The following is a 22,249-nucleotide window of genomic DNA, read 5'->3' on the forward strand; positions in this document are numbered from 1 at the left end:
GTGGGCATGTGCCGATCGTTACCGTTCGCGGCGGTTCATCGCTGCCACCGACGAACTACCGGGGCCGATTATCCCCCGCCCGCGCAAGCAGCGGGCGGCCACGGCCACGACCGGTCAGTCTGCCTGGTCGAGCAGGGCGGCCAGGCGCGGTCCGATCACATCCAGCGCGGCGGGTGAGGTCATCTGATCGTGGTTCACCGGAATCGGATGATCCACCACCGAACCGGAGACGTACCGCTGCCAATCGGCGGCCCGCGGACCGCCGGTGAGCTGGCGCGGATGCGGTACCGAGGCGCTGAAGTACTCGACCGTGCCGTCGAAAACGCCAGGCCGGTACCCGGAGATCAGCTCCGCCGAGCGCACCGCGCCGCGATAGACCCGCCGCAGCCGCTCGGGGGTGAGGGCGAGCAGTTCGGCCGGGATCATCGCGTGCAGTGTGGCCAAGGCCTCGTCGGACAGGTCGTAGATATCGTCGCCGTCGCCGAGCACATCGGTGCCGAGGCCGAGTTCGGACAGGGCCTCACGCACCGCGGCCCGGAATCCGGCCACATCGGGGTCGGGATGGCTGTCCAGCATGGCCAGCAGGCTCACCTGCTCGCCCGCGGCCTGGAGTTCGGTGGCGATGGCATGGGCCAGCACACCACCGAGCGACCAGCCGAGCAGCCGGTACGGGCCGTGCGGCTGGACGGTGCGGATCTCGGACAGATAACGACGCGCGAGCTCGGCCAGCGTCTCGGGCAGCTCGCCCTCGCCCGAGAGCGCGGGCGACTGCAAGCCGTACAGCGGAACCTCGTCCGGCATATGCCCGGCGAGCCCGGCATAGGACCAGGCCAGCCCGTACATCGGGTGCACACAGAACAGCGGCTCGGCCTCGCCTCCGGCGCGCAGCGGCAGCAGCACATCGAGGGCGGCGCCCGCGTCGAGTTCCGGTGCGGGCGCGTGCAGCCGGGCGGCCAGGCCCGCGACGGTGGCGTCGGTGAACAACCACTGCACCGCCACCGGCACGCCGGTCGCCGCACGCAGCCGCGCCACCGCGCGGGTGGCCAGCAGCGAATTGCCGCCGAGGGAGAAGAAATCGTCGTCGAGCCCGACGCGGGTGGCGCCGAGCAGATCGGCGAAGACTTCGGCGACCGTCTGCTCCAGCTCGGTCTCGGGTGCCCGGAAGTCGGTGGCGCCGGTGAACTCCGGTGCCGGCAGGGCGCGACGATCGAGCTTGCCGTTCGGGGTCAGCGGCAGCGCGTCCAGCACCACGAACGCGTCCGGAACCATGTAGCCGGTGAGGAACTCGCCGACCTGCCCGCGCAGCTGTGCGGGGGCGAGGGTGGCGCCGGCAGCCGGGACGACGTAGCCGATGAGGCGCTCGCCCGCGACCGCGTCGGCGCGGACCGTGGCGACGGCGTGGCCGACGCCGGGGCAGCGCAGCAGGGCGGCCTCGATCTCGCCGAGTTCGATCCGGAACCCGCGCAGCTGGACCTGCTGGTCGCTGCGGCCCGCGTACTCGAGCGAGGCCGGTGCGTCACGCCAGCGGCCGACGTCACCGGTGCGGTACATCCGCGACCCCGGCGCACCGAACGGATCCGCCACGAACCTGGTGGCGGTCAGGCCGGGGCGGCCGAGGTAGCCGCGGGTGAGCTGGGCGCCGGAGACGTGGATCTCGCCCGGCACGCCGAGGGGCGCGGGATGCAGCCGGTCGTCGAGCACCCTGGCCGCCAGCCCGGGCAGGGCGCGCCCGATCAGGCCGGGGCGGTCGGCGGTGTGCTCGTCCAGCGACAGGAACGATACGTGCACCGTCGTCTCGGTGATGCCGTACATGTTCACCAGGCGCGGGGCATCCATCGGATGACGTTCGTACCAGCGAGCCAACCGGCGCGAATCCAGTGCCTCACCGCCGAAGATCACATAGCGCAGCGCCAATTCGCCGTCGGCCTCGCGATCGGCCTCGGCCAGTTGGTAGAACGCCGACGGCGTCTGGTTCAGCACCGTCACCCGTTCACGAATCAGCAACTCGCGCAATTGTTCCGGCGAGCGCGAGGTGAGGTAATCGACCACCACCACGCTGCCGCCGTGGGCGAGCGCGCACCACAGCTCCCACACCGAGAAGTCGAAGGCGTAGGAGTGGAACAGCGTCCACACATCGGCGGCGCCGAAACCGAACTGCGGCTGGGTATTGGCGAACAGCTCGACCACGTTGCGGTGGGTGACGCCGACGCCCTTGGGCACGCCGGTGGAGCCGGAGGTGTAGATGACGTAGGCCAGATTGTCCGGCCGCAGCGGGGCGAGCCGGTCGGTGTCGTCGATGCGGGCATCGGAGTAGGACGCGGCGTCCTCGAGCAGCACCACCGCGCGCTCCCCCACCGGGACGCGTTCGCGTTCGGCGGCGGTGGTGAGCACACAGACCGGGGCGGCGTCGTCGAGCATGAACTCGAGCCGCTGCGCCGGATAGGTGGCGTCGATCGGCAGGTAGGCCGCACCGGCGGTGAGCACGCCGAGCAAGGCCACCGGCAACTCTTCGGTCCGCTCGACGGCCACCGCCACCAGCGTTTCCGGGCCCGCGCCGCGCGCGATCAGCGCACGGGCGACGCGGTTGGCGCGCCGCTGGAGTTCGCCGAAGGTGAGCGCGACGGCGCCGGCGCGGAGGGCGACGGCGTCCGGGCGGCGCCAGGCCTGTTCGGCGATGAGGGCGGGCAGCGTGGTGCCGGGCACCCAGGCGCCGGGGGCGTTCCACGCGTGCAGCACTCGTTCACGTTCGCCGGGGGCGAGCAGGTCGATCTCGCCGACGACGGTGCTCGCGTCGGCGGCGACGGCGGCCAGGACCCGCTGGAAACGATCCGCGAACGTGCGCACGGTCGCGGCGTCGAACAGATCGGTGGCGTAGGTGAATACCGCGCTCATGCCGGACGCGCCGGGTTGCTCGGCAATGGTGACCTGGAGATCGAACTTGGCGACGGCGTCGTCGAGATCGACGGCCGACACGGTGAGACCGGGCAGGGCGAACTCGGTGCGACCCAGGTTCTGGAAGGTCAGCATCACCTGGAACAGCGGATGCCTTGCCGTCGACCTGGCCGGGTCCAGCAGTTCCACCAGCCGCTCGAACGGGACATCGGCGTGGCCGAAGGCCGCCACATCGGTGCCGCGGACCTCGCGCAGCAGCGCGTCGAATCCGGCCGCCGAATCGACCTCGGTGCGCAGCACGAGAGTGTTGACGAACATGCCGATCAGCTCGTCGAGTTCGGCCTCGCCGCGTCCGGCGACCGGGGTGCCGACCGCGATATCGCTGCTGCCGGACAACCGCGCCAGCAGCACCGCGAGCGCGGCGTGCACGACCATGAACAGCGTCGCATCGTGTTCGGCGGCCACGCGTTCCAAGCCGGCGTGCAGTTCGGCGTCGAGATCGACGGCGAAGGTCTCGCCGCGGTAGGACGCCACTGCCGGGCGGGGCCGGTCCGCGGGCAGCGGCAGTTCCTCCGGCAGACCGGCCAGCGCGGTGCGCCAGTACTCGGTCTGGGTGGCGATGAGGCTTTCCGGATCGGCTTCGTCACCGAGGATCTCGCGCTGCCACAGGCTGTAGTCGGCGTACTGCACGGGCAGCGGAGTCCAGTGCGGTTCGCTGCCACCGCTGCGGGCGGTGTAGGCCAGCATCAGGTCCCGGGTGAGCGGGCCCATGGACCAGCCATCGGCACTGATGTGGTGGGCCACGAACACCAGCACATGGTCGGTGGGCGTGATGCGCAGCAGCGCGGTGCGGAACGGGAGTTCGCGCGTCACATCGAATCCGGCGGCGACCACCTCGCGCACCGCATCGGCGATCTCGGATTCGGCGACGGCCCGGAGCGTGGGTGCCACCGGGGCGGCGTCGGCCACGCGCTGGATCGGGCCGTCGTCGGTCTGCGGGTAGGTGGTGCGCAGGATTTCGTGTCTGGCCACCAGATCGGTGATCGCCGCGGCCAGCGCATCGGTATCCAGCTCGCCGGTCAACCGGATCGCGGCCGGGATGTTGTAGACCGGCGAGGACGTGTCGAACTGGTTGAGGAACCACATCCGCTGCTGGGCCGGCGACAACGGAATGTCGTCCGGGCGCGGCATGGGGGTGAGTGCGCGACGGCCGGAGCCGGCGTGCCGCGCGGCCTCGGCCGCGAGCCCGGCCACGGTGGACGCCTCGAACAACGCCCGCACCGGCACCCGCGCGTCCAGCGCCGCACCCAACCGCGCCGCGACCTGCGTGGCCAGCAGCGAGTTGCCACCGAGAGCGAAGAAATCGTCGTCGGCACCGACCCGTTCCGCGCCGAGCACCTCGGCGAACACACCGGCCACGATCTCCTCGGTCGGCGTCGACGGCGCCCGGAACTCCCGTGGCCGGAACTCCGGCTCCGGCAGGGCTTTACGGTCGAGCTTGCCGTTGACCGTGCGCGGCAGGGCCTCCAGCACGACGAACGCGGACGGCACCATATAGGAGGGCAGAGCCGCCGAGAGCGCCGATTTCACCGCCGCCACGTCGACCTCGGTGGACGAGGACACCTCCGCGTGGTGACGGGAGCGGGTCCCGGTCATGGTGTCCGCCGGCTGCGCCGAGTCCGGCACCAGGTAGGCGACCAGTCGCTCACCGGTGTGCGTATCGGACCTCGCGACGACCGCGGCCTGCGCCACACCCGGCACGGCCAGCAGCGCCGCTTCGACCTCGCCCAGTTCGATGCGGAAGCCGCGGATCTTCACCTGGAAGTCGGTGCGGCCCCGGTATTCCAGCTCACCGGTGCGGGTCCACGCGGCCAGATCGCCGGTGCGGTACATGCGGGCGGCCGGCTCGAAGGGATTGGCGACGAAACGCTCGGCGGTCAGGTCCGGCCGCGCGATGTAGGCGCGGGCGAGTTGGGCGCCCGCGAGGTACAGCTCACCCGTGACGCCGGGGGCCACCGGCCGCAGCCGGGCGTCCAGGACGTAGACCCGGCTGTTCCATTCGGGCCCGCCGATCGGCACCGAGGCCTGGTCGGCGCGGGTGACGCGGTGGGCGGTGATGGACACCGCCGCCTCGGTCGGACCGTAGAGGTTGAACAGTTCGACGCCCGGATGCTCGCGCAGCACGCGCTGGGCCGGTGCGGCGGGCAGCGCCTCGCCGATGGCGAGCACCCGGCGCAGCGCACCGGGCAGACCGGCGGTCACCAGGGCATCCAGCATGGACGGGACCACGTGCAGGGTGCTCACCCGCTGATCGGCCATGAGCTCGGCGAGGTAGGCCGGGTCGCGGTGACCGTCGGGTGCGGCGATGACGAGGCGTCCAGCGCAGGCGGCGGCGGACCAGAACTCCCAGACCGAGAGGTCGAAGGTCGCCGCCGTCTTCAGCAGCACCACGTCGGCGCCGGCGAGACCGAATTGGGTGGTCTTCCACTGCAATTGGTTGACGATCGCGCGATGCGGGACCGCAACGCCCTTCGGGCGTCCGGTCGAACCGGACGTGAAGATCACATACGCGGTGTGCTCCGGACGCAGTGGTGCGAGGCGGTCGGCATCGGTGATCGGTGCGGGGTCGAACGCGTCGAGCGCCAGTTCGTCGAGCGTCCGCACCGGCGCCGCCACGGCATCGAATCCGGCCTCGGCGTTGGTCAGGACACACAACGGCTCGGCCGTCGCCAGGATGTAGCCGGTCCGCTCGGCCGGCTGATCCGGATCGACCGGCACGTAGGCGCCGCCCGCGCGGGTCACGGCGTACATGGCCACGACGAGATCGATCGAGCGCCGCAATGCCAGCGCCACCCGCGTCTCCGGCCCGACGCCCTGGGCGATGAGGTAGCGGGCGAGCCGGTTCACGCGCTCGTCCAGGGCGCGGTAGGTCAGCGTCGCGGCATCGGCCGGGGCCGGATCGGCGGAGCGCGCCGAACCGCTCGATGCGGGCACGGACGGCAGGTCGGCGACGAGCGCGACCCGGTCCGGTGCGGCCGCGACGGCCGAATCCAGGATCGCCGCCAGAGTCGCAGCGCCGTCGAGGGCGTGCTCGGTGGCGTTCCATTCGCGCACCACCCGCTCGCGCTCGGCAGCGTCCAGCAGGTCGATATCCCCCACCACCGCGTCCGGGTGCTGGACCACCGCGGCCAGCACGCGCGCCAGCCGGTCGGCGAAGCCGCGCACGGTGGATTCGTCGAACAGGTCGGTGGCGTAGGTGAAGAAGCCGCCGAGGCCGGTGGGCGTGCCGGATTCGTCGTAGCTGTCGCCGATGATCAGGTGCAGGTCGAACTGCGACACATCGAGATCGGCGTCCACCGCGCTGACGGCGAGGCCGGGCAGTTCGAGCTCGGCGCGAGCCACGTTCTGGAACGACAGGCCCACTTGGAACAGCGGGTGGTGTGCGGTCGAGCGCGGCGGGTTGAGCACCTCGACCAGGCGCTCGAACGGGATGTCGGCGTTGGCGAAGGCTCGCAGATCGGTGTCGCGCTGGCCGGCCAGCAGGTCGGTGAAGGTCTCGCCGCCGCCGACGCGGGTGCGGAACACCACGGTGTTGACGAACATGCCGATCAGATCGTCGAGTTCGCGTTCACCGCGCCCGGCCACCGGCGTGCCGATGGCGATATCGCTCGACGCCGACAGCCGCGCCAGCAACACCGCGAATGCCGTGTGCACCACCATGAACAACGTCGCGTTGTGCTCGCGCGCCAACGCCACGAGCCCGGCGTGCGTCTCGGCGTCGATGGCGACGGGCACCTTGCCGCCCGCCATCGAGGCGATCGCCGGGCGCGGCCGGTCGGTGGGCAGGTCGAGCACGTCGGGCAATCCGGCCAGCTGTTCGCGCCAGAACGCGATCTGCTGAGCGGCAACGGAATTCGTATCGTCTTCGGCGCCGAGCACCGCGCGCTGCCACAGCGCGTAATCGGCGTACTGCACCGGCAGCGGCTGCCATTCGGGCGCCATACCCGCCGTCCGGGCGGCGTAGGCGATCATCACGTCGCGCACCAGCGGCGCCATCGAGGACGCGTCACCGGCGATGTGGTGGACGACGACGGCGAGCACGTACGTGCGAGCATTCGAAGCTACTGCCGCACCATGGCCCGCCGTCCCCTCGGCGGCCGTCCGGTCCTGGCTGCTGGGGTCCTGCACACACAGCAGCACCGCCCGCAACGGCACCTCATCCGTCACATCGAACGGCGCCGAGGCCAGGGCGTACACCGCGCCAGGGACATCAGCTTCATCCACCGAGCGGACATTCAGCACAGGCGCACCCTCGCCCGGCGGCAAGATCACCTGCACCGGCCCGTCCGGCGTCTCGGGGTACACCGTCCGCAGCACCTCGTGCCGCGCCACCACATCCGCCAGTGCCGCGCCGAGCGCATCGACGTCGAGGGTGCCGGTCAGCCGGAGCGCGAAGGGCAGGTTGTAGGCCGAGGAGCCGACGGCGGCGTCCTGGTCGAAGCGGTTGAGGAACCACATGCGCCGCTGCGCCAGCGACAACGGCAACCGTTGCGGCCGTTCGATGCTGCCCAGTTCGATCGTGCGGCGGCCGTGCGTCTGCGATTCCACGGTGGCCGCGAGCGCGCCGACGGTCGGCGTCTCGAACAGCGCACGCACCGGCACCCGCACACCGAGAGCGGCACCGAGCCGGGACACGGCCTGGGTGGCGATCAGCGAATTGCCGCCGAGCGCGAAGAAGTCGTCATCGACGCCGACCCGGCCCACGCCGAGCACCTCGGCGAATACGCCGGCCACGATCTCCTCGACCGGGGTGGACGGCGCCCGGAACGCACGGGTTTCGAACTCCGGTTCCGGCAGGGCCTTACGGTCCAGCTTGCCACTGGGATTGAGCGGGAACTCCGCCAGTTCGACGATGGTCGCGGGCACCATGTAGGCGGGCAGGGTATCGGCGACCGCCGCCCGCAGTCGCTGCTGGTCGATCCGCTCCCCCGGCGCCGGCACCGCATAGGCCACCAGCTGGTCGCCCAGCGCGGTCGGCACCACCAGCGCCACCGCCTGACTCACCGATGGCTGCGCCAGCAGCGCGGTCTCGATCTCGCCGAGCTCGATGCGCTGGCCACGGAACTTCACCTGGAAATCGGTGCGGCCGAGATAGTCGAGCACCGCATCGTCGCCACGGCCGCGCCACACGACGAGATCACCGGTGCGGTACATGCGTTCGCCCGCGCCGAACGGATTCGCCACGAAGCGATCGGCGGTCAGATCCGGGCGACGCACGTAGCCGCGCGCCAACTGATCACCCGCGAGGTACAGCTCACCCGCCACACCCGGCGGCACCGGACGCAACCGCGCGTCCAGCACATACACCCGGGTATTCCACTGCGGCAACCCGATCGGCACCGACCGCTGCTCGGCACCGTCGGCCTGCCAGTAGGTCACCGAGACCGCGGCCTCGGTGGGGCCGTACAGGTTGTGCACAGCGGCGTCGGAGATCGCGCGCACGGCGGCAACGGTTTCCGGCGGCAGCGCCTCACCGATGACGAACACCTCACGCAGCGTCGGCACCGAGCCCGGCGGTGTGTGCGCGGCGAACACGGTCAGCATCGAGGGCACGAAGTCGGTGACCGTCACCCGTTGCGTCGCAATGGTTTCGGCCACATAGGCCGGATCGCGGTGCCCGTCCGGGGTCGCGACGACTAGCTTGGCGCCTGCCCGCAGCGGCAGGAAGAAACCCCACAGCGACACGTCGAACGTGGTCGCGGTCTTCTGCAGGTACACGTCGTCGGGGCCGAGTGGATAGGCGGTGAGCATCCACTCGATCTGGTTGTTGATGGCGGCATGGGTGACCGCCACACCCTTCGGGCGGCCGGTGGAGCCGGAGGTGAAGATGACGTAGGCCGGGTGGTCGGGCCGCACCGGGCGCAGCAGCTCGCTCGACCGGATCGGCGTCGCGGCATAGCGCTCCAGATCGACGGCGTCGATGCGCAGCACGGGAATTCCGGCGGGTACGTCGACTGCGTCGCGGGTGGTCGTGACCACGGCGACGGGTTGAGCCGTATCGAGGATGTGCGCGATGCGTTCGGCCGGATGATCGGGGTCCAGCGGCACATACGCACCACCCGCGGCCACGATGGCGTACATGCCGATCACCAGGTCCAGCGAACGCCGCACCGCGAGACCGACCAGCGATTCCGCGCCGACACCCTGCGCGATCAGCAGCCGCGCCAGCCGGTTCACCCGCTCGTCGAACTCGCGGTAGGTCAGCTCTTCACCCTCGTACACCAGCGCCACCGCGTCGGCGTGTGCCGCGACGGCGTGCCGGTAGCCGTCCAGCAGCAGTTCCGGGGTCAGCAGATTACGGGTGTCGTTCCATTCGTGCAGGATTCGATCCCGCTCGACCATCGACAGCAGGTCGATATCGCCGATCGGCCGGTGCGGCGCATCCGCCACCGCGCGCAGGGTGCGCCGCAGCCTGGCCGCGAACTCGGCCACCGACTCCTCGTCGAACAGATCTGTGGCGTAGGTGAACTGGGCCGACATCCCGCCGTCGGCCAGCGGAGCGATGGTGAGCTGCAGATCGAATTTCGCTGCCGCACCGTCGAAGTCGATCGCCTCGACCGACAGGCCGGGCAGGTCGAGCGCCGGCGCGGTCATGTTCTGGAAGAACAGCGCCACCTGGAACAGCGGATGATGCGCCTGCGAACGCACCGGATCCAGCGCCTCCACCAGCCGCTCGAACGGCAGCTCGGTATGCGCGAAGGCGGCGAGATCGGTCTCCTTCACCGCCGCGAGCAGTTCGGTGAAGCTCGCCCGCGGATCGATCTCGGTCCGCAACACCAGTGTGTTGACGAACATGCCGATCAACCCGTCGAGTTCGCGTTCACCGCGCCCGGCCACCGGGGTGCCGATGGTGATGTCGGCCGAGCCGGACAGGCGCGCGAGCAGCGCGGCGAACGCGGCGTGCACCACCATGAACAGCGAGGCGCCCGCGTCGTTGGCGAGGCCGTCGAGCCGCGTGGTGGTGTCGGCGTCGATGGCGAAATTCAGGGTGGCGCCACGCCCGGAGGATCGAGTGGGGCGCGGACGGTCGACGGGCAGATCGATCCGGTCCGGGATGCCTGCCAGTGCCTGCCGCCAGAACGTCAGCTGGCGAGCGGCCAGGGATTCCTGGTCGTCCTCGTCGCCGAGCACGTCACGCTGCCACAGCGTGTAGTCGGCGTACTGCACCGGCAGCGGCGCCCACTGCGGTGCCGCACCGGTGATCCGCGCCAGGTACGCCGTCACCAGGTCGGTGGCCAGCGGCGCCAGCGAGGTGCCGTCGGCGGCGATGTGGTGCACAACGACGGCCAGCACGTGCTCGTCGGCGCCGAGCTCGGCCACCGCGATCCGCAGCGGCACCTCGGCGGCGACATCGAATCCGGTCAGCGCGCGGCCGGCCAGCCAGTGCGGCAGCTCGTCCCGCGAGACCGGCTCGGCGATCAGCTCGGGCAGCACCTGCTCGACGGGCAGGATCACCTGATGACCTGCGCCGTCGCTGGCCGGATACACCGTGCGCAGGCTCTCGTGCCGATCCAGCACATCGGCGATGGCCGCATGCAGTGCGGCGAGGTCGAGTGCACCGGTCAGGCGCAGGGCGAACGGAATATTGTTCGCCGCGGACTCGGTGTCGAACTGGTTCAGGAACCACATCCGCTGCTGGGCGGGCGAGAGCGGAATGCGCTCCGGACGCGGCATCGGCGCGAGCGCGCGACGTCCACCGCTGCCGCGCTCGGCGCCGAGGCGTTCGGCCAGGGCCGCCACCGTCGGGGCCTCGAAGATCACCCGCGCCGCGATCCTGGCGTCGACGGCGGCGCCGAGGCGCGCCGCGGCCTGGGTGGCGATCAGCGAGTTGCCGCCGAGTTCGAAGAAGTCGTCATCGGCGCCGAGCGGCGCCTCGGTGCCGAGCAACTCGGCGAACACCTCGGCCACCAGCTGCTCGGCCCACCCGGACGGCTCACGGAAGGTGGTGGTCTGCAACCTCGGGGTCGGCAGCGCGCGCCGGTCGAGCTTGCCGACCGGCGTCAACGGGATCTCGTCGAGCACCGTGATCGAGGTCGGCACCATATGCGCGGGCAGGCTGTTGCTCGCGAACGCCAGCAGCGCGGCCGGGTCGACCTCGGCGCCCTCGGCGGGGTGCACATAGGCGGCGAGAATGGTTGCGCCGGTGTCGAGCCGGTGCCCGACCGTCACCGCGAAATCGACGGATTCGTGCCTGCCGAGCACCGCGTCGATCTCACCCAGTTCGATCCGGAAGCCACGGATCTTGACCTGGAAATCGTTGCGGCCCAGATACTCCAGATCGCCGTCCGCGGTCCAGCGCACCAGGTCGCCGGTGCGGTAGAGCCGGGAGCCGTTGTCGGCGAACGGGTTCGCGACGAAACGCTGCGAAGTCAGGCCCGGTCGCTCGTGGTAGCCGCGCGCCAGCTGCGCGCCGGTGATGTAGAGCTCGCCCGCGACACCGGTCGGCACGGGCGTCAGGCGTTCGTCGAGCACGTATTCGGTGACCGCCCGGATGGGCCCACCGATGGTGACGGCGTCCTGCGGGCTCAGCGCCGCACTGATATTGGTCATGATGGTGGTCTCGGTGGGACCGTAACCATTGAAGAATTCCCTGGTACCGTCCGCGACCGGCCGCACCCAGCGGCGCACCAGATCCGGCGGGCAGGCCTCACCACCGGCCACCACCACCCGCAGCTCATCAAGGCCGGCGGGATCGACCGAGGCCAGCGCGGCCGGCGTGATGAACGCATGCGTCACGCCCTCGCGGCGCAGCAGATTCGCCAGTTCGTCGCCGCCGTAGACGGTCGGCGCGGCCACCACCATGGTTCCGGCCCCACCGAGCGCGAGCAGCAGCTCGAGCACCGAGGCGTCGAACGACGGCGAGGCGAAATGCAGGGTGCGCGAATCCGGCGTCAGCCGATACCGTTCGCGCTGCTCATCGCAGAAACTCGACAGTCCGGCCTGGGTGACCACCACGCCCTTGGGCAGACCGGTGGAACCGGAGGTGTAGATGACGTAGGCAGGGTGTTCGGCGCGCAGTTGACGCACCCGGTCGGCGAAGGTGATCGGCTCGGCGGAGTACTGCTCGCGTCGGCGCGCACCGGCCTCGTCGTCGATGATCAGCCAATCGACCTGCCCCGGCAGAGTTTCCGCGGCGGCAGCCACGGTCAGGCCGATCACCACGCCGGAATCCTTGACCATGTGCTGCACGCGGTCGGCGGGATAGTTCGGGTCGATCGGCACGAAGCCGGCGCCCGACTTGGCCACCGCCCAGACCGCCACCACCGACTCGATGGAGCGCGGGATGCCGACGGCGACCAGATCCTCCGGCCCGACCCCGCGCTCGATCAGCATCCGGGCCAGCCTGGTCGACCTGGCGTCCAGTTCGGCGTAGTCGAGCTGCCCACGGGTTGCCGAAGCGTCGGCGAAGACGACCGCGCGACCGCCGGGGTTGGCCTCGACAGCGGCCGCCATCAGTTGCGGAAGCGTGGTTACCCTCGGCCGCCGGGTACGGGTCGGCCGTACACGAGCGGGACGAGTCATCCGCGGTGGCTCCTATGGCATCCGCTGATACCGATCACCGCGGACCGCCGCTCATGAGTCAGTCGCCCCCCGACTGCGCCAATCATGAAAGTCTGCCCACCTAGCTGTCGAAACACGTCTTCGCCAGGCTTCCAGCGCTTCTGCCCATTCGCCAAACCGATATGCTGTGGCACTTATCACAAGCCTTGCCCACCTGCACCGACCCGAGTTATCGGGGCAAGAATTCATGGGGCATTCACCAATGCTGGCAAGTACTGGTCACATGACCAGCTAATTCCTCGCGTATGCCGTCGAGCCGCACGCGCACCGACCGGTACGACCGGTGGGCGCACGAACGCACCCACCGGTCGCCAGGAATGTGCTCAGTCGCGGTACAGATCCGCCAGGGTCAGCACGGTCGCCACCGCAGACCATGTCGCGGGCACCGCGGCGCCGCCGTCGACGACGACGGCACGCAGATCCTCCAGCGGACGCGGGTCGATGACGTCGAGCCCGGCGCGGTCGGTCAGCACATGGGTGACCCACTCGTCGGCCAGCTCATCGGTCAGCGCGCCCGTCCCCGGCACCAGCACCACCGAGGCGCCCTGCGACCCCGCGGCGACGGCTTCCAGCACCGCCGCGAACGAATCCGAGCCGCCGTGCTGGAACAACCGCGATTCGAAGGTCAGCTCGGTGGCGGCGACGAATCGGGCGGACGCGGCCGCGAGGTCGTCGTAGCTCACCGAGACCGCGCCCGCGTAGGCGAGATCGGCGCCGCGCAGCGCCCGGGTGCGGTGCGCGTAGGTGACCGGCCGCGGCGATTCCGCGGCGATCTCCGCGCTCACCGAGGGGTCGTCGAGCACGAGCCAGTCGATCCCGGCCACCGCCTGCGCGCCACCGGCCGTGAGGCCGACTTTGACCTCGAGACCGGCCGCGGTCGCCGCGCCGATCCCGTCGAAGGGCACCACCGCCGCACCGGCCTTGAGCACCGCCCAGGTGGCGACCACCGCGTCCACGCCACGATCCAGCCGGATCGCGACACCCGCGCCCGGTCCGCTGCCACGGGCGATGAGCACCCGGGCCAACCGGGAGGACTTCGCGTCGAGCTCCTGGTAGGTGAACACGTCCGAGCCGGAGACGACCGCCGGGCCGTCCGGATCGTCTTCGACGGTGGCGGCCAGGGTCTGGCTCAGCGCGGTGCCCGCCGTCGGGGCGACCTCGGCCTGCACCGGTTTGGGCGCCGGAGCCGCCGTCATCCGCTCGCGTTCGGCGGCATCGAGAATGTCGATGTCGGCGATGCGCACCTGCGGATCGGCCGCCACCGCGGTCAGGATGCGCTCGAACCGACGGCCGAACGACTGCGCCGTCGACTCGTCGAACAGATCGGTGGCGTAGGTCAGCACGGTGATCAACTCACCCGGTGTGCCGTCGGCCTCGTGCCGCGGATCGACATTCACCTGGAGGTCGAACTTCGCGGCGATGGCGCCGGCGTCCAGCGCCGTCACCGTCAGGCCCGGCAGTTCCAGGCTGGGCTGCTCGTTGTTCTGGAACGACAGCACCGTGCCGAACAGCGGATTGTGCGCGGTCGCCCGGCCGGGTGCGACCACCTCGGCGACCCGTTCGAACGGGATGTCGGAGTTCGCGAACGCCGCCAGATCGGTTTCCCTGGCCTGATCGACCAGCGCGGCGAAGCTCGCACCGGCTTCGACCTCGGTGCGCAGCGCCAGCGTGTTGACGAACATGCCGACCAGATCGTCGAGCGCGCGTTCCCCACGCCCGGCGATCGGCGTACCGACGGCCACGTCCGATTCCCCCGACAGCCGCGACAGCAGCACCGCCAGCGCCGCGTGCACCACCATGAACAGCGTCGAATTGTGCTCGCGCGCAATCCTGGTCAGCGCCTGGTGCACCTCGGGAGAGAGCGCGAATCCGGTCGAGGCGCCACGCATGGACGGGATCGCCGGGCGCGGGCGGTCCAGCGGCAATTCCAATTCGCCGCTGAGGCCATCGAGCTGATTGCGCCAGTACGCCAGTTGGCGTGCGGCGATGGAATTCTCGTCGGCATCGGTGCCGATCACGGCGCGCTGCCAGATCGCGAAGTCGGCGTACTGCACTTCCAGCGGCGACCAGCGCGGCGAGTTACCACCCCGGCGCGCCAGGTAGGCGGTCATCAGATCGCGCGCCAGCGGCGCCATCGAGGCGCCGTCGGCGGCGATATGGTGCACGACCATGGCCAGCAGGTATTCGTCGGCGCCGTTGCCGAGCAGCAGCGCACGCACCGGAACCTGCTCGGTGACATCGAATCCGGTGGACATCAACTCGGTGATCCGGCTGATCGGATCCGCCGTCGTCACCACCTCCAGTCCGCCCGGCAGCGCCGCGCTGACCGGCAGGATCTCCTGATAGGCCACCTCGTCGGTGCCCGCGGCCGCCGGGTAGCGGGTACGCAGCGTCTCGTGCCGCTCCAGCACGTCGGCCACCGCGTGCCGCAGCGCGGACACATCGAGCGAACCGGACAACCGGATGGCCAGCGGAATGTTGTAGGCGGGTGAGGCCGGATCGAACTGGTTGAGCACCCACATCCGCTGCTGGGCCAGCGACAGCGGCGCCCGGTCGGTGCGCTCGGCCCGCACCAGCGGCGGCCGTGCCGCGCCCCCACCGGCGCCCGGTTCGATCCGCGCCGCGATTTCGGCGACGGTGGGCGCCTCGAACAGCTCACGCACCGCGAGATCGGCATCGAGCGCCTCGTTGATCCGCGCCACCGCACGGGTGGCCAGCAGCGAATTGCCGCCGAGACCGAAGAAATCGTCGTCGAGCCCGACCTCGGCGGCGCCGAGCAACCCGGCGAACACCTCGGCCACGGCCTGCTCCACCGGCGAACCCGGCGCGCGGAAGGTCGCACCGGACACGAACTCCGGTGCGGGCAGCGCCCTGCGGTCCAGTTTGCCGTTGGGGGTCAGCGGCAGCGCGTCGAGCACCACGATGGCGTCCGGAACCATATAGCCGGTGAGGAATTCGGCGACCTCGGTGCGCAGCGCGACCGGATCGAGTTCGGTCCCCGGTGCGCGATCGGCGGCCGGGACGACATAACCGATCAGCCGGTCGCCGGTGTGTTCGTCGGAACGCACCAGCGCGACGGTCTGGCCGACGCCCGCACAACGTTGCAGCGCGGCTTCGATCTCGCCGAGTTCGATGCGGAAGCCGCGCAGCTGCACCTGCTGGTCGCTGCGGCCGGCGTATTCGAGATTGGCGCGGCCGCCGAAGCCGACCCAGCGGCCGATATCGCCGGTGCGGTACATCCGCGAACCCGGTGCGCCGAACGGGTTGGCCACGAACCTGGTCGCCGCCAATCCCGGCCTGCCGAGGTAACCGCGCGAGAGCTGCGCGCCGGCGACGTAGATCTCGCCCGCGACGCCGACCGGCGCCGGATGCAGGCGGTCGTCGAGCACAACGGCGTCCAGACCGGGCAGCGCCCGCCCGATGACGCTGGCCGGGTTGTCCACCAGCTGTTCGTCCACCGACAGGAACGACACGTGCACCGTGGTCTCGGTGATGCCGTACATGTTCACCAGCCACGGCGAGCTGTTCTCGGCCGAATCAGGGCCGCCGTGGCGCTCGTACCAGCGGCGCAGCTGCCGCAGATCCAGCGCCTCACCGCCGAAGACCACGTAGCGCAGCGCGAACTTGCCCTCGTCGTCGGGATGGACCGCGCGATCGGCCTCGGCCAGCTGATAGAACGCCGACGGCGTCTGGTTCAGAACCGTCACCTGCTCGCGGATCAGCAACTCGCGGAACTGTTCCGGCGAGCGCGAGGTCAGGTAGTCGACCACGACGACAGCGCCGCCGTTGGCCAGCGCGCACCACAGCTCCCACACCGAGAAGTCGAAGGCGTAGGAGTGGAACAGCGTCCACACATCGGATTCGTCGAACTCGAACAGCAGCTGAGTGTTCGCGAACAGCTCCACCACATTGCGGTGCGCGACGCCGACGCCCTTGGGCACACCGGTGGAACCGGAGGTGTAGATGACGTAGGCGAGATTGTCCGGGCGCAGCGGGGCGAGCCGATCCGCATCGGTGACCGGAGCGTCGGCGAAGCGATCGGTGTCCTCGACCAGCACGATCGGAATATCGCCCGCGGGAATCGCCTCGAGTTCGGCGGCGGTGGTCAGGATGCAGGTCGGGCGCGCGTCGCCGAGCATGAACTCGAGCCGCTGCGCCGGATAGGTGGTGTCGATCGGCAGGTAGCCCGCGCCCGCGGTGAGCACGCCGAGCAGCGCCACCGGCAACTGCTCGGTGCGCGGCATCGCCACGGCCATCAGGGTTTCCGGCCCTGCGCCCTGCGCGATCAGGGCACGCGCCACCCGGTTGGCCCGGCGCTGCAATTCACCGAAACCGAGGGTGGTGCCGTTGTAGCGGATGGCGTCGGCGTCCGGGCGCCTGCGCGCCTGCGACTGGATGAGATCGACCAGCGTGACCTCGGGGACCGAGACGCCGGGGGTGTTCCACTCGCGTAGCACCAGGTCGCGTTCGCCGGGCGCCAGCACATCCACATCGCCGACGACGGTGCTCGAATCAGCGGCCGCCGCGGCCAGGATCCGGCCGAATCGGTCGGCGAAATCCTGCACGGTCGCCGCGTCGAACAGGTCGGTGGCGTAGGTGAACGCGGCCGAGAGGCCCTGCGGCGCGCCGTGCCGGTCGATGTTCTCCACCAGCGCCAATTGCAGGTCGAACTTGGCCAGCGGCACGGCCAGATCCACCCCGGCCACCTTCAGGCCCGGCAGCTCGAGTTCGGTCTGCGCGAGGTTCTGGAAGGTCAGCATCACCTGGAACAGCGGATGCCTGGATGCCGAGCGCACCGGGTCGAGCAGCTCCACCAGACGCTCGAACGGCACGTCGGCGTGGCCGAAGGCCTGCACATCGGTGTGCCGCACCGCGGCGAGCAACTCGTCGAAGCTCGCACCCGGATCGACCTCGGTGCGCAGCACGAGGGTGTTGACGAACATGCCGATCAGATCGTCGAGCGCGGCCTCACCACGGCCGGCGACGGGCGTGCCGATGGCGATGTCCCTGGTGCCGGACAGCCGAGCCAGCAGCGCGGCCAGCGCGGCGTGCACCACCATGAACAGTGTCGAATTGTGCTGATGCGCAAGGCGGGTCAGCGCGGCGTGCACGTCGGCGTCGATCTCGAAGGCCAGGGTGGCGCCGCGGTTGGACGCCACGGCCGGGCGCGGCCGATCGGCCGGCAGATCCAGCTGCTCGGGCAGCGCCGCCAATTCCCTGCGCCAGTAGTCGATCTGCTGGGCCAGCACCGATTCCGGATCGTCCTCGGCGCCGAGCACCTCACGCTGCCACAGCGCGAAATCGGCGTACTGCACCTGCAACGGCGGCCATTCCGGCGCACCGCCCCGAGTGCGGTCGACGTAGGCCGCCATCAGGTCGCGGGTCAGCGGGCCCATCGAGAAACCGTCACCGGCGATGTGGTGGATGACGCAGATCAGCACATGTTCGGTCTCGCTGAGCACCAGCAGCCGCAGCCGCACCGGCGGCGCTGCGGTGACGTCGAAGCCCGCGGTCACCGCGGCGGCCACCAGTTCGGGCACCTGAGCCTCGGTGGCGGGTTCGACGGTCAGGGCGGGCACCGCGCGCGGATCGCCGATCGGCAGCACCAGCTGGTAACCCTCGCCGTCGACCTCCGGGTAGCGGGTGCGCAGCACCTCGTGCCGTTCGGCGAGATCGCGTACCGCGGCGCGCAGAGCGTCGACGTCCAGGCGGCCCGACAAGCGCACCGCGACGGGAATGTTGTTGACCGCGCTGTCGGGATCGAAGCGGTTGAGGAACCACATCCGCTGCTGGGCATACGACAGCGGAATCCGTTCCGGGCGCTGCACGGCGGTCAGCGCACGGCCCATCGCCGAACCCGAATGCTGTTCCACCCGTGCGGCCAGCGCGGCGACGGTGGTCGCCTCGAACAGCAGCTGCACCGGAACCCGCACATCCAGCGCCGCGCCGATGCGGGCGGCGGCCTGGGCGGCCAGCAGCGAATTGCCGCCGAGCTCGAAGAAATCGTCGTCGGCGCCGACCCTGGTGTCCGCACCGGAGACCAGCAGCGCCGCGAAGACGTCGGCGACGATCTCCTCCACCGGCGTCGACGGCGCGCGGAAGGCCCGCGCGGCGAACACCGGTTCGGGCAGCGCGGCCCGGTCCAGCTTGCCGACCGGGGTCAGCGGGATCTCGTCCAGCACCATGATCGAGGCCGGAATCATGTAGCCGGGCAACGATTCACCGATGAATTCGACCAGTTCGCCGGTGTCGACGCTGGTTCCGGCACGCGGCAGCACATACGACACCAGCGCCGTCGCGCCCGAGGGCAGCGTCTTGCCGAGGGTGGCGGCGTAGTCGATGTCCGGGTGCGCGGTGAGGGCGTTGTCGATCTCGCCCAGTTCGATCCGGAAACCACGGATCTTGACCTGGAAGTCGGAGCGGCCGAGATATTCGATGACGCCGCCGTCGGGCCCACCGGTCTCGGTGCGCCGCACCAGGTCACCGGTGCGGTACAGACGCGCGCCCGGATTGCCGGTGTCGGCACCGAAGGGGCTGGCCACGAAACGTTCGGCGGTCAGGCCTGGGCGACCCAGATACCCTTGGGCCAGCGCCGGACCCGACAGGTACAGCTCGCCCACCACGCCCGCCGGTACCGGCCGCAGCCGCGAATCCAGGACGAACGCACCCACTCCGGGGATGGCGGTGCCGATGGTGATCGGCCCGTCGGGACTCATCTGCGCGGTGCTGGTGGCGAGGATGGTGGCCTCGGTGGGGCCGTATCCGTTGAAGAAGGCGTGCTCGCCGGCCCAGCGGCCCACCAGCTCCGGGCCGAACTTATCGCCTGCCACCACGACGACCTCGAGATCGTCGAGCCCGGCCGGATCCACCGATTCCAGCGCACCCGGAGTGATCAGCATGTGGGTGACCTGCTCGCGGCGCAGCAGATCGGCGAGCTCGAAACCGCCGAACACCGACGGCGGCGCGATCACCAATGTGGCGCCCGAGGTGAACGCGAGCAGCAACTCCAGCACCGAGACATCGAAGTTCGGTGAGCAGACGTGCAGCACCCGCGAGTCCTCGGTGACCCCGTAGTGCTCGCGTTCGGCGGCGACCAGACCGGCCAGACCGGTATGGGTGACCACGACGCCCTTGGGGCGGCCGGTGGAACCCGAGGTGTAGATGACGTAGGCCGGATGCCGCTCGTCCAGCGGACGCACCCGGTCGGCGTAGGAAATGGGATGGCTGGGCCGCTTGGCGATCCGCTCGGACACCACCGGATCGTCGAGTTCCACCCAGTACACGCCGGTGCCGAGCACCGGACGATGCGCCGAGGTGGTCAGCCCGATGACGGCGCCGGAATCGGAGACGATGTGGTTGATCCGGTCGGCCGGGTACCCGGGATCGACGGGCACATAGGCGGCGCCGGTCTTGGCCACCGCCCACACCGCGAGCACCGATTCCAGGCTGCGCGCGATACCGATCGCCACCACATCGCCCGGTCCGACGCCACGGTCGATCAGTTCCCGCGCGACCTGCGAGGACGCCTGGTCGAGCTCCTGATAGGTGAGGGTGCGCTCGTCGGCGGGCTCACCCGTCGGGTTGAACCGGATCGCGACCGAGGTGGCCGACGATTCCACCGCCGCGGTGAGCAGCTGTCCGAACAGCGGACTGCCCGAGCGGCGGCGACGGCTACCACGAGCGGAACGACGGGCAGTTTCCATTCGAGTGCATTCACCTCTCGCGTAAAGCCAGAACCCGGCCCTGCCCCGAGAACCAGGGCGTCGTCAGCCCGGGCCGGCGCGGTCCGGGCCATCATATAAGGGCGTGTGACAGTGCCACGCCCGCTGCATCGGTTGCCCCCGGTATATCGGGACGGCCCATCCGATGTTGCAGTACTACCCGTTCTGATGAACCACGTCACAGCCAACCGCGGCGGATGGCCTGCACCCCCGCCTGGAATCGGGTGCTGGCGCCGAGACGTTCCAGCAGCCGCGCTGTCCGGCGCACCACCGTGCGCCGGGACATGCCGAGCCTGCGGGCGATGGTGTCGTCGGTGGCGCCGAGGCCCATCAGGGTCAGAATGGCGCGATCGCGTTCGTCGAGATCGGTGGCGGCCGGATGCACCGAGATCGGCGCGGCCAGCGACCACAGCACGTCGAAGGTCTTGACCAGCAGTTCGAGGCCGGGTGAGCGGGTGATACGCAGGCCCATCGGATCCGAGCGACGTTCGTCGGCGTGCAGCACCAGACTGGCGCGCTCGTCGTCGGCGACGATCAGCTTGAACGGCGGCTCGGGCAGCGTGCGGGCACTCGCGCCGCGGGCATTGGTGGCCAGAGCGTGCCGCAGTCGCTCACCATCCTGATAGATGGTGTCCTGGTAGAGAGTGCGGTAGCGGATGCCGTCGCCGATACGCGACTGTTTGAGCTCGAACAGGCGACGTTCGCGTTCCACATCGCTGAGGAACGGTCCGCGTTCGATCACCTTGACCGTGCGCCGCGCGTTGACTTGGAGTTCTTCGAAATCCGCCAGCATTTCCAGGCGCTCGTACACCGGCACCACCGCGCCCGCCCCGCGTGGTGAGCGGCGCACCGAGCGGAAGGTCTGGCTCAGCCGCGCGGCGGCGGCGTGCATGGTGGCGATTTCCTGCTGACGGCGCCTGGCCTCGGCTTCGGACAGCGCTTCGGGTGCGTGCGCGTCCCAGACCGGAGTGCCGTCGTTCTCGGTGAGGCGCACCGCGGCCTGCACCTCGCAGAGCCGATCGAGCGCACACCGGGCCTGCGCCTCGGAGACGTCGAGATGGTCGGCGATATCGGCGAGCCGGGACCGGGGATGGTGGACCAGCAGCGCGTACAACCTGCCGTGCAGCGATCCGGGTTCGAATATGTCGGCCAATTCGGTCATCGGGCGCACCTCGCGGTGGGCCGATGGTCCGGAGATCCGGGCGAGCGCCAATGTCTCAATTGTCCAGGAGAAGGGGTCGCGGCCGGATCAGTGCGACGACGGGCCCCACTCCATGGGCACGCCCTTGGACGCCAGGTACGGAATCGGGTCGATCTTGGCGCCGCCCTGATCCCAGATCTCCAGGTGCAGGTGCGGGCCGGTGGACTGGCCGCGGTTGCCGACGGTGGCGATGACGTCACCGGCGTTCACTCGCTGCCCGGCCTGCACGAACATGTCGTTGACGTGGCCGTACACGGCGGTGGTGCCGTCGTCCTGGAGGATGCGGACCCAGAGCCCGAAGCCCGAGGCCGGCCCGGCCTCGACGACGGTGCCGCTGCTGACGGAGTGGATCGGGGCGCCGAGCGCGTCGGCGAAGTCGATGCCGTAGTGCATCGCGCCCCAGCGGCTGCCGTAGGAGGAGCTGATCGCGCCGGCGACGGGGCGAACGGCGGGCGCCGGGGCCACCTGCTGCTGGAGATCCTTGAGCACCTGCTCGGCATGGGCCAGCGGGCCCGCGATCTCCGGCGGCAGACCGCCGAGTCCGAACGGGGCGGCGACCGGAGCGGGCGCGGCGATCGGAGCGGCCACGGGGGTGGCGGCATCGGCGACCGGTGCGGGCGCGGCGGGCGCTTCGGCGGCGGGGGCCTCGGCGGCAGGCTCGGCGAACGAGACGGGCGCGACCTCGTGGTCGGCGTCGTTGTCATTGTGCGAACCGGGAAGCAACGGCGACGCGTAGGCGATGGCCGGAGCGATCTGGGAGGCGGTGCCGATCAGGGCGCCGGCGGCGACGGCGGCGGTGGCCGCGGCCTTCACC

General features: G+C 70.5%; 4 protein-coding genes. All 4 read right to left on the minus strand.

From position 1 onward, the window contains the following. Window positions 1-114: 114 nt before the first annotated feature. The 4 genes from AC5W7N_RS01035 to AC5W7N_RS01050 all read right to left on the minus strand — a co-directional run bounded on the left by AC5W7N_RS01035 (window position 115) and on the right by AC5W7N_RS01050 (window position 22,248). Window positions 115-12,408 carry an amino acid adenylation domain-containing protein gene (locus AC5W7N_RS01035; protein ID WP_495924242.1) on the minus strand — a complete coding sequence of 4,098 codons (12,294 nt, stop codon included), beginning with the start codon at window positions 12,406-12,408 and terminating at the stop codon, window positions 115-117. Between the two features lie 428 nt (window positions 12,409-12,836). Then, entirely contained in the window at window positions 12,837-20,216 is a 7,380-nt protein-coding gene (locus tag AC5W7N_RS01040; protein WP_495923061.1) for an amino acid adenylation domain-containing protein, read from the minus strand. Between the two features lie 196 nt (window positions 20,217-20,412). Then, complete coding sequence (locus AC5W7N_RS01045) at window positions 20,413-21,396, minus strand: helix-turn-helix domain-containing protein (RefSeq protein ID WP_194990095.1); 984 nt, start codon at window positions 21,394-21,396, stop codon at window positions 20,413-20,415. A gap of 87 nt (window positions 21,397-21,483) precedes the next feature. Continuing rightward, complete coding sequence (locus AC5W7N_RS01050) at window positions 21,484-22,248, minus strand: M23 family metallopeptidase (protein WP_425343122.1); 765 nt, start codon at window positions 22,246-22,248, stop codon at window positions 21,484-21,486. Window position 22,249 lies beyond the last annotated feature (1 nt).

It is taken from the genome of Nocardia sp. CDC519, assembly GCF_059509835.1.

What these genes read in the sequence shown, in the direction of transcription:
- AC5W7N_RS01040 (WP_495923061.1), bottom strand. Translation starts at nt 20,216, where the DNA reads ATGGAAACTGCCCGTCGTTCCGCTCGTGGTAGCCGTCGCCGCCGCTCG.
- AC5W7N_RS01045 (WP_194990095.1), bottom strand. Translation starts at nt 21,396, where the DNA reads ATGACCGAATTGGCCGACATATTCGAACCCGGATCGCTGCACGGCAGG.